Below are 11188 nucleotides of genomic sequence, written 5' to 3'. Positions count from 1 at the left end.
GCTTTGCCGCGGGTCCCTCCCTCCCCCGCCCTCGGTCGACCGCAGGTCGATCCGATCGCGGGAGAGGGGAAGATTCGCAATGAGGCGGCAGTCCCCTCTCCCGCCAAGGGCGGGGGAGGGTTAGGGAGGGGGCCGCGCGGTCGCCGCTACAACGGTCGCCTTGCCTTCAGTGCGGCAGTCAGCGTGCCGTCGTCGAGATAGTCCAGCTCGCCGCCGACCGGGACGCCGTGCGCCAGACGCGAGACCGACACGTCGGACTCGGTCAGCCGGTCGGTCACCACATGGGCGGTGGTTTGGCCGTCGACAGTGGCGTTGAGCGCCAGGATGATCTCGCGCACCGCCGGGTCCTTGGCGCGTTCGGCGAGGCCGGCGATGTTCAGGTCGTCGGGTCCGACACCCTGCAAGGCCGACAGCAAGCCGCCCAGCACATGATAGGTGCCGCGGAAGGCGCGGGTGCGTTCCAGCGCCCACAGGTCGCCGGCATCCTCCACCACGCAGATGACCGAGCGGTCGCGGGTGGGGTCGGAGCAGACGGTGCAGGGATCGCGGCTGTCCAGGTTGCCGCAGACGGAGCAGGCGCGGATCGACTCGCCGGCCGCCGCCATCGCCTCCGACAGGGGAACCAGCAGGCTGTCCCGCCGCTTCATCAGATGCAGTGCCGCCCGCCGCGCCGACCGGGGACCGAGCCCCGGCAGCTTGGACAGCAACTGGATCAGGCGTTCGATTTCAGGTCCGATCATTCACTTGGCGGCCGACACATATCTCCCTCTCCCGCCCCGGGAGAGGGAAGGGGCCCAAGCGGAGCTTGGGAAGGGTGAGGGGTGATGCGAGGATCAGGGGATCCATGTCCGGATTGCCCCTCACCCTCCCCGCCTTCGGCGGGTCCCCTCCCTCTCCCGGGGCGGGAGAGGGCAAGAAAGGTCAGAACGGCAGCTTCATGCCCGGCGGCAGCTTCAGGCCGCCCATCAGCTTCGAGGTTTCGTCTGCGACATGCTGCTCGACCTTCTTCTTGGCGTCGTTGAAGGCGGCGACGATCAGGTCCTCCAGCACCTCGACGTCCTCGGGATCGACCACCGACTTGTCGAGCTTGACCTTCTTCATCTCGCTCTTGCCGTTGACGGTCACGACGACCATGCCTGCGGCGCTCTGGCCGGTCACTTCGACCTGCTCCAGGCTCGCCTGCATTTCCTGCATCTTGGCCTGCATCTGCTGGGCCTGCTTCATCATGTTGCCGATATTCTTCATCGGTCAGTACTCTCCTTCGTCGTCGAGGGGGTAGTAGACCCCGTCGTCCTGCTGCTGAACCATGAAATCGGGTGTCTCGCCGTCATCCGCAACCGCCGCACTCTCCGCCGCGGCAACTTCGGCGAGGTCGCGGATGTCGATGATCTTCGCACCGGAAAAAGCGTCGAGCACGGCGCGCACCACCGGGTTGGCTTCCGCCTCCGACAGCGCGCGGCGCTTTTCGGCTTGGCCCTGCTCGGCCAGCGTCGGCTGGGCGTGGCCTTCGGACAGGGCGACGATCCAGCGATGGCCCGTCCATTCGGTCAGGAACTGCCCGACCTTGGCCGGTAGGGTCGGTGGAGCGGCGGGGCGGAGCTTCAGTTCCAGCCGGCCCGGCTCCATGCGAACCAGCTGCACCGTTTCCATCAGATAGCCGTAGAGCGCGCCTTCGCGCCGGTCGGAGAACAGCTGCACCAGTGCACGGAAGTCGTGCGGCATCGGCGACAGCTCCTCGCCGGCCGGGACGGCGACGGGGGCAGGGGCGGCTTGCGCCATGGGAGCGCTCTGCGGCTGGGCCGAACCCATCGGGCGGGCGACCGCGTGGGCTTGCTGGCTGGCAACGGCAACCGGTCCGCCGCCACCGCCGGGGCCGCGGCCCATCGGGGCGCCTCCCCCCCCGTTGGTTCCGCCATTAGCCTGCTGGGCCTGGAACTGGCGGATCAGCTCGCCCGGCGTCGGCAAATCGGCGGCGTAGGACAGGCGGACGATCACCATCTCCAGCGCCTGCTGCGGCACCGGGGCGGCCTGCACCTCGTTCAGCCCCTTCAGCAACAGCTGCCACGCGCGGGTCAGCGCCGGCATGCCGAGCTTGGTCGACAGGGTGGCGCCGCGCGTGCGTTCCGCCTCCGGCAGGGAGGGGTCGTTGGCGCTGTCGGGCACCACCTTCAGGCGGGTCAGATTGTGGACGAGGTCCAGCAGGTCCTGCAGGATCACCACCGGATCGGCGCCGACACGGTGCAGGTCGGCCAGAATGTCCATCGCCTCTGCCGGACGGGCGGAGACGGCGGCCTCGAACAGGTCGATGACGCGGGTGCGGTCGGCCAGACCCAGCATGTCGCGCACCTGCTGCGCCGTGACGGTGCCGGCGGCCAGCGCGATGGCCTGATCGAGCAGCGACAGCCCGTCGCGCACCGACCCGTCGGCGGCGCGCGCGATCAGGGCCGCGGCATCCCCCTCGATGTCGGCGCCCTCCAGGGCGGTGATGCGGGTGAAATGCTCCTTCAGCACCTGGGCGTCGACGCGGCGCAGATCGAAGCGCTGGCAGCGCGACAGCACCGTGACCGGCACCTTGCGGATTTCGGTGGTGGCGAAGACGAACTTCACATGGCTCGGCGGTTCCTCAAGCGTCTTCAGGAGCGCGTTGAACGCGCTCTTCGACAGCATGTGGACCTCGTCGATGATGTAGAGCTTGTAGCGGGCCGAGACGGGGGAATAGCGCACGCCGTCGATGATCTCGCGGATGTCGTCGACGCCGGTGTGGCTGGCGGCGTCCATCTCCATCACGTCGACGTGGCGATCCTCGGCGATGGCGCGGCAATTGTCGCAGACGCCGCAGGGGCTGACCGTTGGCCCGCCGGTGCCGTCGGGGCCGGTGCAGTTCAGCGCGCGGGCGATGATGCGGGCGGTGGTGGTCTTGCCCACGCCGCGCACGCCGGTCAGCATGAAGGCCTGGGCGATGCGGCCGGACTGGATGGCGTTGGTCAAAGTGCGGACCAGCGCGTCCTGCCCGATCAGCTCGTCGAAGGTCTTCGGCCGGTATTTGCGCGCGAGCACCCGATAGGCCTGCCCGGTGGCGGGAGCCGTGGCGGGGGCGGAAGCGGGAGTGTCGACTGTGGTATCGGTCACGCGGCTGGCCTGTCGAAACGACGGGAGGGGATTTGCGGGCCGCAGGATAGCGTCCCGGCGCCGCGCTGTCGCCGTCTGTTTCGTGCTGGCAATTTTCGGGTAGGGTGGGAGACTGGACGAACGACCCGAGCCGTAACTCGTTGCGGCTGCTTCCTTCCGGACCTGACCGGGTTGGCGAGGGACTCGTCCGACGCCAGTCTCCCGCCGCTGTTATGGACATTCGCGCAGGCGGATGCAAGGGGAAACGGTTCGTGTGCGCGGGCGGCGGTGGTGTTCAGCACGGACTATTGACGATTACTTTCCGGACTATAAATTATGGTTCTCTCCATAATCGGTCCTAATGAGGCCTTCCGTGCCGTCACAACCCGCTTCCACGCACGCGCAGAAGTTCCTGTTCCATCGGCCGAAGCTGGCGGTGTCGCTGGCCGACATCGTGACGGGGGACGCGCCGATCGGGGCGGAGCCGACGCTGTGTCTGGCGGCGCCGCGGCGGACTGGGAAGAGCACGTTCCTGCGCCACGATCTGGGGCCGGAGCTGGAGAATCGGGGCATTCTGGCGGTCTATGTCGATCTGTGGGCGGATATGGCGGCCGATCCCGCCCACCTGATCGCGGAGGCGTTGAAGGCCGAGCTTCGCCGGGCCGACAGCTTGCCGGTGAAGGCGGCGCGGGCAGTCGGACTCAGCAAACTGGGCATGGGTGGCGTCTCGGTCGATATCGACCGGATCGGGCAGGCGCAGGGGGCGACGCTGGCCGACGCGCTGGAGGCATTGCTGGAGCGGACGCACAAGCGCATCGCCCTGCTGGTGGACGAGGCACAGCATGCGCTGACGACTGAGGCCGGGTTGAACGCCATGTTCGCGCTGAAGGCGGCGCGCGACCGGCTGAACACCAGGGACGATGCCCGCGACGGCCCGAACCTGATGATCGTGCTGACGGGATCCCACCGTGACAAGTTGAGTCGGCTGGTCCTGAACCGCGACCAGCCCTTCTTCGGCACCAGCGTGCGCAGCTTTCCGCTGCTCGACCGCGCCTATACCGATGCCTACACGGCTTGGATCAACGTCCGGCTGGCCGAGGGCAACCGTTTCGATGCGGATGATGTCTTTGCGGCCTTCGACGCGGTGGGACGGCAGCCGGAAACCCTGATGCGGATCCTGTCGGATGCGGCGCTGCTGGTCGGCGACGCCCGGGAATTGAAGCGGGCGCTGGCGGACGGAGCGACCGAGCTTCGCCAGCGGGTGTGGGACGATTATGAGAACGCATGGTCGGGGCTGACGCCCTTGCAGCAGGCGGTGGTCGAACGGCTGGCGGTGGAAGGACCGCAATCCGCACCTTTCTCCGCAGCGGCGTTGCAGGCCTATGCCGACGCGGTCGGCGAGGCGGTGGAGCCGCCGGCGGTGCAGGGGGCCATTGAGGCGTTGCGGCAGAAGAACATCCTGTGGCGGTCGGCGCGCGGGCAGTATGCGCTTGACGACCAGGGAATGGCGGAGTGGCTGAAGGCTCGGACGGAGAAGGCTGGACAGGGGTGAAAAACAAAAGGCCCCGAGTCGAAACCCGGAGCCTTTCGTGTATGCGATCCCGTGGAACCGCTTACTTCTTCAGCGCGGCCACGCCCGGCAGCTCCTTGCCTTCCAGCCATTCCAGGAAGGCGCCGCCGGCGGCGGACACGTAGGTGAACTTGTCCTCGACCCCGGCATGGGCCATCGCCGCCACGGTGTCGCCGCCGCCGGCGACCGACAGCAGGCCGCCCGATTCGGTGCGGGCGGCGACCAGACCGGCCACCGCGTTGGTGCCGGCGTCGAAGGGCTGGATCTCGAAGGCGCCGAGCGGGCCGTTCCACACGACGGTCTTGGCGCCCTGCAGCTTCAGGCCCAGGAACTCCACGGTGGCCGGGCCGATGTCAAGGGCCATCTCGTCGGCGCCGATGGCGTCGAAGGCGACGACGCGGTTGGCCGCACCGGCCTTGAACTCCTTGGCGACGACGAAGTCCTTCGGCAGCAGGATCTCGCAGTTCGATTCCTTGGCGGTCGCCATGATGGCGCGGGCCTGGTCGGCCATGTCCTTCTCGCACAGCGAGGCGCCGACGTCGGTGCCCTGGGCGAACAGGAAGGTGTTGGCCATGCCGCCGCCCAGAACCAGCAGGTCCACCTTGCGGACCATGTTGCCGAGCAGCTCCAGCTTGGTGGAGATCTTGGCACCGCCGACGACGGCGGCGACCGGGCGCTCCGGCTTCTCCAGCGCCAGGGTCAGGGCCTTCAGCTCCGCTTCCATCAGGCGGCCGGCGGCGCTGGGTAGCAGGCGGGCGACACCCTCGGTCGAGGCATGGGCGCGGTGGGCGGCGGAGAAGGCGTCGTTGACGTAGAGGTCGCCCAGCTCGGCCATCTGCTTGGCGAAAGCCGGGTCGTTCTTTTCCTCTTCGGCGTGGAAGCGGGTGTTCTCCAGCAGGACGATGGCGCCGTCATGCACCTTGGCGATGGCCTCCTTGGCCTTGTCGCCGACGCAATCCTCGGCGAAGGCGACCTTCTGGCCGACGGCGGCGCTCAGCGCGTCCAGCACGTTGCGCAGCGAGTTCTTGGCGTCCGGGCCGTTCTTCGGGCGACCGAAATGCGACAGGACGACGACCTTGGCGCCCTTGGAGGACAGTTCCTTCAGGGTGGGGGCGAGACGGTCGATGCGGGTGGTGTCGGACACCTTGCCGTCCTGCATCGGGACGTTCAGGTCGGCGCGCACCAGCACCGTCTTGCCGCTGACCTCGAGGTCGTCGATCGTGTTGAAATCGGTCATCTTCACACTTCCCCTAATAATGGCCGTTTCCCGTCCGGGATCGGCCCTCGGTCGATTTGCCGGAACCCAATCACAGCGCCGACCGCATTGCAACGCCCCAAGGGTGGGGTGAAATGGGGCATATTGACCCTGCAACCCCTGTCAAAGCGCTACGAACGAAAGGAAGATGCGGGGTCGACGGGTACTGCAACCCCAGGCTTCTGCAACATTTCCGTAACTTGACCCTGTCCATGGCCTGTGCAAACACCCAACTGTAGGCCCATGGGCCGTAAAACGGGGGTTGAAGCGCAGGCGATGGCTGAGGCGGACATCAACCGCGAGACGGAATTGAAGCTGGCGGCAAAGCCGGAAGACTTTGACACGCTGCGTGCCGCTCCCGCCATTGCGGACCGGGCAACCGGACCGGCAACGGCGAAGACCCTGGAAAGCACCTATTACGACACCGAAGACCGCCGGCTCGCCGCGCGCAAGGTGACGTTGCGGGTGCGCAAGACCGGCGACGGCTATGTCCAGACGGTCAAGTCCGCGCCGGACGAGGACGGGCTGGGACGCGGGGAATGGGAATGCGCGGTGACCTCCGCCATGCCCGACCTGACGCTGATCACCGACGGCGCCGCCATCGAACTGCTGGGAACGCTCAGCGAATCGGAACTGCAGCCGGTCTTCACCTCGGTCGTCGAGCGCACGATCCAGGACGTGACGCTGGGCGAGGGGGATGACGCCGCCGCCATCGAGGTGGCCTTCGACCGCGGCCGGATCCTGCTGCCCGACGGTCGGTCCAGCGACCTGTGCGAGGTGGAACTGGAGTTGAAGAGCGGTTCGCCCACCGCACTCTACGATCTGGCGCAGGAGTTGACGAAGGCGGCACCGCTGCGGCTGGAGATGCGCACCAAGGCGGAGCGCGGCCACGCGCTGGCGAATGGGGCGACCGAGAAGGCGCTGAAGGCGGAAAAGCTGCTGCTCGACCCCGAGACGACGGTGGAAGGGGCGGTCGCCCGCATCGTGCGCGCCTGTCTTGCCCACATGGTCGCGAACGAGGCGGTGACGCTGGCCGGCGACGATCCGGAGGGCGTGCACCAGATGCGCGTCGCGCTGCGCCGGCTCCGCTCGGCCATCGCACTGTTCCGGCCCTTCATTCCGGCCGCGCAATATCTCTGGCTGGTCGGCGAGATCAAGTGGCTGGCCGGCAGCCTGGGGCCGGCGCGCGACTGGGACGTGTTCGGCGAGGAACTGCTGGCCCCGGTGCGCGACGCCTTTCACAAGGCCGACGGGCATGGCCGCTCGGCGGTGGAGGATCTGGACACGTTGGCGGCGGCGGCCGAGGCGAAGCGGCTGCGCGCCTATGAGGGCGTGCGCGAGGCGATCCGGTCGGACCGCTACACCGCCTTCCTGCTGGGCGTCGGCGGCTGGGTGGAGAAGCGCGGCTGGCGCGACCAGCCGGTCAGCGAGGATTCGGTGCGGCTGTTCCAGCCGGTGATCGGGCTGGCCGACCATCTGCTGAACAAGCGCCACAAGAAGGCCAAGCGGGCAGGACACGGCTTCGCCCATTTGCCGGTGGCCCAGCGCCATCAGCTGCGCATCGCCCTGAAGAAGCTGCGCTATGCCGTGGAGTTCTTCCGCAGCCTGTATGACGACAAGCCGGTGCGCCGCTACATCCAGCAGCTTGCCGCCTTCCAGGACGCGCTGGGCCACCTGAACGACGTGGCGACGGCGACGCGGCTTCTGCACGAGCTGCATGACGACGGCAGCCGCTCCGCCCCCGGCGAGCCGCGCGCGGCCGGCATCGTCATCGGCTGGCACGCCCGCGGGGTCGCCGACACCGAAGCGGCGCTGGTCGCCCTGTGGCATGATTTCCTCGACACCAAGCATTTCTGGTCGAAGCCGGACCCAGCGGTGTAGAGTCCGGCCCCATGCTGACCATCCTCGTCGCCAACATCAAGGGCGGCTGCGGCAAGACGACCGTCGCCACCCATCTCGCCGCCGCCTCCGCCGCGGCGGGCCTGCCCACCGTGCTGGCCGACGTGGACCGTCAGCACTCCTCGCTCGGCTGGCTGGAGCGCCGGCCGGGACAGGCGCCGACCCTGGTCGGGCTCGACTGGGCCAAGGACTTCTCCGATGCACCGCGCGGCACCAAGCGGCTGGTGATCGACGCGCCCGCCGCGCTGAAGACCAAGCAGATCGAGGATCTGGTGAAGATGGCCGACGTCGTCGTGCTGCCGGTGCTTCCCGGCGCCTTCGACGAGCAGGCCACCCAGCGCTTCCTCACCAAGCTTGATGAGTTGAAGCGCATCGCCAAGAAGAAGACCACGGTGGCGGTGGTCGGCAACCGCATGCGCGCCCGCACCAGGGCCGCCGACCGGCTGGACCGTTTCCTGGGCGGCATCGGCCATCAGGTGGTGACCCGCCTGCGCGACAGCCAGATCTACGCCGACGCGGCCGAAAGCGGCCTCAGCCTGTTCGACATGCCGGGCAAGCGCGCTGCCGAGCACCGCGGCGACTGGCAGCCGCTGCTGAGCTACATCGACGGGGTTTGAGCGGGTCGCACGCGAACGCCCCTACACCCGCACCACAACGAACAGCCATTTGGTCGGGATCAGCGTGTTGCCGCTGGAGTGCTCCGGATAGGCGGCCTCCAGGCGGCGGCGGTAGGCGGCGAGGAAGCGGTCGAGTTCGGGACCGGTCAGGCGATCCATCACCGGCGCCAGCGCCGCCTGATGCAGCCATTGCAGAAGCGGAACGTCGCCGTCGAGGACGTGGAAATACTCGGTCTCCCACAGCTCGATGGACGCTCCTTCCGGGCCGAGCCAGTCGTAATAATCCTGGGCATCGTAACCCCGGCCCTCGGTCAGCGGAGCCGCGGGCCAGGCGCCATGAAGCCGGTCCGCCCAGGGGCCGTCGGCGGCGGTTTCCAGAAGCAGGCTGTGGGTGGTCTGGTCCTGCGGGCGGGGCAGGGCGACGGCCAGCACGCCGCCGGCGCCGAGCGATTGCAGCAGTTCGGGAAACAGCCGGTCATGCCCGGCCACATGCTGAAGCCCGCCGGCCGAGATGACGAGATCCGTCGGCCAGTGCGGACGCCAGACCGCCAGATCGGCGTGGAGATAGCGCACGGGCGACGGCGTGTCGGCGGCCCAGCGCAACATCGCCTGCGAATGGTCGACCGCCAGCACGTCGGCCTGGGGCCAGTGCGCCGCCAGCAGCCGGGACAGCTGCCCGGCGCCGCAGCCGAGATCGACGACCGAGCGCGGTATGAGGGAGGAGGGAAGCGCCGCCGTCAGGTCGATGACGGGACGGCGGCGCAGGACATCGAGCGTCGCGAAGGCGTCAGGGTCCCATGCCATGCTGTGTGTCATGTGGCACCCGCTTTGTTGGGCTTACGCCCTCCAGCCTTCGCGTCGACTGTCGGGACTCCGCAGATCGGAGCCCGTACGGTCAGTGGGCGGAGCCCATGCGGTCGAAATAACGGCCGATCGACGCGAAGATGAAAAGCACGCAGCCGAGGAAGACGATCAGGCCACCGATGGCGAATGCATCGTCCGCCGCGCGCGAGGAGGCGAGCAGACCGACGAAAGCCATGAGGCCGGCGAGGATGGGATTGATCCAGTAGGAGAAGGCTTTCACGTCCCGAAGTCCTTTCAGAACAAGGCGTTGGTGGAGGGAAAGCGCCCGCCTCCCGCCCCGCCGGGCTTCCCGCGAACGCTTCGTCATTGAAGGGATTCTGCGGGACGGAACCCGCGGAATCAATGCGACACAAACGACTTGTGCCCTGCAACATCTACCGGATCGGTTTCCTTGTTGCTTTGCGGTATGTCAAGCGCGAAGACCGTTCCGGCCGCATCGCTGCGCACCAGCCGCAGTTCCCCGCCATGGGCGCGCAGCACCTCCCGCGCGATGGCGAGGCCGAGGCCGATCCCGCCGGCCCGGGCCGATCCGGCGAAGGGCTGGAAAAGGTTCTCCCGCGCCCGCGGCGCCAGTCCCGGACCATTGTCGGCGATTGTCAGGGTCAGCAGGCCCGCCGACTTGGCCTGGACCGCAATCCGCACCCGGCCGGCGCCGGCCTGCACCGCGTTGCGGCCGAGATTGACCAGTGCGCGGCCAAGTTGTGCCGCATCCACCGGCGCCGGCGTGCCGGTAGGGATGTCGTTGATCCACTCCGCTTCGACCCGTCCGCCGTCGGGGTGGACGGTGGCGAGCACCTCCGCGCCGGCCTCATCCGCCACACGGTGCAGGTCGGTGGGAACAGGGGATAGCGGCAGGACGCCGTCGCGGGTGAAGGACAGCGTCTGTCCGCACAGCTCCACCGCGCGGTCGAGCGAGGCGACCAGCCGCGGCGTCACCCGCCGCACCTCCGGGTCGGCGCTCTCGGTCAGCCGTTCCGACAGGAGGGAGGCGGTGGACAGGATGCCGCGCAGGTCGTGGTTGATCTTCGCCACGGCGGTGCCCAGCGTGGCCAGCCGTTCGCGCTGGCGCAGGGCCGCGCGCACCGTGCCCTGCATGGCGGCAAGCTCGCGCTCGGCGATGCCGATCTCGTCGGCGCGGGCTCCCGGCACCAGCGGCGGGGCGCCGTCCGGGTCGCGGCGGAAGGCGACGACCTCCGCGGTCAGCCGCCGCATCGGCCGCACCAGCAGCGCATGCAGCGTGAGATAGACCAGGATCGCCGCGATCAGCGAGATGGCGACCGACACCGCCAGGATGCGGCGGGAGAACTCCACCATCGCGTCGATCAGCGGTCGCTCGTCCATCGTCACCTCGACGCGCTGGGCGGGGTCGTTGGGCGAGCGGTCGATCACCCGGATCACCCGGTTGCTCGGCGGCCCGAAGGCGCCTTCCAGGGCAAGACGCAGGGCGTGGCCGGCATCGACGATCTGCATGCCCATGCCGGTGGTGCGGAGATCGTACACGGCATCGACCTGCGGCGGCATCGGGCGCGACAGCATGTAGACCCGCGCGCCCGGCTGGATCAGGTCGATGACATGGGTTCCGGTGTAGGCCAGCAGCTTCGCCTGCAGCTCCTTCGTCACCATCAGGTCGGGGGCGGCCTCCACCGACAATGCGGCGATGTGGGCGGTGGCCAGCCGCTCCTCCAGGTAGCTCATGCGGAAGCGGGCGATAGAGGGGGTGTAGATCAGCACCTCCGCCAGCAGCACGAACAGGATGGTCAGCACCAGCAGCTTGGCCGACAGGCTGGTCGCGACGGTGTGGCGGGGCATGGGGGAACGGAGCGTGTGTTGCAGGAACGCCATCCTACGACGGTGACAAACGAGCGTCACCCCCGC

At 68.5% G+C, this 11188-nt stretch carries 10 protein-coding genes and 1 other RNA gene; 3 read left to right on the top strand and 8 right to left on the bottom strand.

The genetic code is table 11. The features are described 5' to 3' along the window. Nucleotides 1–146: 146 nt before the first annotated feature. The 4 genes from recR to ffs form a co-directional block, all read right to left on the bottom strand. The gene (recR, locus tag VD964_RS15475) at nt 147–740 is read right to left on the bottom strand and encodes a recombination mediator RecR (RefSeq protein ID WP_063635356.1); all 594 of its coding nucleotides are present in this window, start codon (nt 738–740) and stop codon (nt 147–149) included. 181 nt (nt 741–921) lie between these two features. Beyond that, complete coding sequence (locus VD964_RS15470) at nt 922–1245, bottom strand: YbaB/EbfC family nucleoid-associated protein (RefSeq protein WP_109110420.1); 324 nt, start codon at nt 1243–1245, stop codon at nt 922–924. A gap of 3 nt (nt 1246–1248) precedes the next feature. Further along, nucleotides 1249–3129, bottom strand: coding sequence for a DNA polymerase III subunit gamma/tau (locus tag VD964_RS15465; RefSeq protein WP_324869439.1), 1881 nt, complete (start codon nt 3127–3129; stop codon nt 1249–1251). Between the two features lie 104 nt (nt 3130–3233). Then, nucleotides 3234–3331: signal recognition particle sRNA small type (gene ffs / locus VD964_RS15460), an RNA gene on the bottom strand. Between the two features lie 150 nt (nt 3332–3481). Between ffs and VD964_RS15455 the strand changes: the two genes are divergently transcribed. Further along, nucleotides 3482–4660 carry an AAA family ATPase gene (locus VD964_RS15455; RefSeq protein ID WP_324869438.1) on the top strand — a complete coding sequence of 393 codons (1179 nt, stop codon included), beginning with the start codon at nt 3482–3484 and terminating at the stop codon, nt 4658–4660. A gap of 61 nt (nt 4661–4721) precedes the next feature. On the opposite strand, the gene VD964_RS15450 is transcribed toward VD964_RS15455, so the two are convergent. Continuing rightward, nucleotides 4722–5915 (bottom strand): phosphoglycerate kinase, encoded by a 1194-nt coding sequence (locus VD964_RS15450; protein ID WP_324869437.1) that lies wholly within the window; start codon nt 5913–5915, stop codon nt 4722–4724. A gap of 294 nt (nt 5916–6209) precedes the next feature. Here VD964_RS15450 and VD964_RS15445 point away from each other — a divergent pair, with 294 nt between their 5' ends. Continuing rightward, complete coding sequence (locus VD964_RS15445) at nt 6210–7814, top strand: CHAD domain-containing protein (RefSeq protein ID WP_324869436.1); 1605 nt, start codon at nt 6210–6212, stop codon at nt 7812–7814. Between the two features lie 11 nt (nt 7815–7825). Continuing rightward, a complete protein-coding gene (locus tag VD964_RS15440) occupies nt 7826–8449 on the top strand; it encodes a ParA family protein (protein WP_324869435.1) in 624 nt (207 codons plus the stop codon). Nucleotides 8450–8470: 21 nt separating this feature from the next. Here VD964_RS15440 and VD964_RS15435 read toward each other — a convergent pair whose 3' ends face one another. From VD964_RS15435 to VD964_RS15425, 3 genes are all read right to left on the bottom strand, one after another. Next, nucleotides 8471–9253, bottom strand: a complete 783-nt coding sequence (locus VD964_RS15435) for a methyltransferase domain-containing protein (protein ID WP_324869434.1) — start codon at nt 9251–9253, stop codon at nt 8471–8473. A gap of 91 nt (nt 9254–9344) precedes the next feature. Further along, a complete protein-coding gene (locus VD964_RS15430; RefSeq protein WP_310111745.1) occupies nt 9345–9620 on the bottom strand; it encodes a hypothetical protein in 276 nt (91 codons plus the stop codon). 32 nt (nt 9621–9652) lie between these two features. Further along, complete coding sequence (locus VD964_RS15425) at nt 9653–11122, bottom strand: HAMP domain-containing sensor histidine kinase (RefSeq protein ID WP_324869433.1); 1470 nt, start codon at nt 11120–11122, stop codon at nt 9653–9655. Nucleotides 11123–11188 lie beyond the last annotated feature (66 nt).

Origin of the sequence: Azospirillum sp., from assembly GCF_035628975.1 — a bacterium.
Classification (GTDB): Bacteria; Pseudomonadota; Alphaproteobacteria; order Azospirillales; family Azospirillaceae; genus Azospirillum.
The sequence above is the reverse complement of the archived record's forward strand: the minus strand, read 5'-3'. Positions and strand labels throughout refer to the sequence as shown.

Coding starts and splice junctions, on each gene's coding strand:
- recR (WP_063635356.1), bottom strand. CDS start 740: ATGATCGGACCTGAAATCGAACGCCTGATCCAGTTGCTGTCCAAGCTG.
- VD964_RS15470 (WP_109110420.1), bottom strand. CDS start 1,245: ATGAAGAATATCGGCAACATGATGAAGCAGGCCCAGCAGATGCAGGCC.
- VD964_RS15450 (WP_324869437.1), bottom strand. CDS start 5,915: ATGACCGATTTCAACACGATCGACGACCTCGAGGTCAGCGGCAAGACG.
- VD964_RS15445 (WP_324869436.1), top strand. CDS start 6,210: ATGGCTGAGGCGGACATCAACCGCGAGACGGAATTGAAGCTGGCGGCA.
- VD964_RS15440 (WP_324869435.1), top strand. CDS start 7,826: ATGCTGACCATCCTCGTCGCCAACATCAAGGGCGGCTGCGGCAAGACG.
- VD964_RS15435 (WP_324869434.1), bottom strand. CDS start 9,253: ATGGCATGGGACCCTGACGCCTTCGCGACGCTCGATGTCCTGCGCCGC.
- VD964_RS15430 (WP_310111745.1), bottom strand. CDS start 9,620: ATGACGAAGCGTTCGCGGGAAGCCCGGCGGGGCGGGAGGCGGGCGCTT.
- VD964_RS15425 (WP_324869433.1), bottom strand. CDS start 11,122: ATGCCCCGCCACACCGTCGCGACCAGCCTGTCGGCCAAGCTGCTGGTG.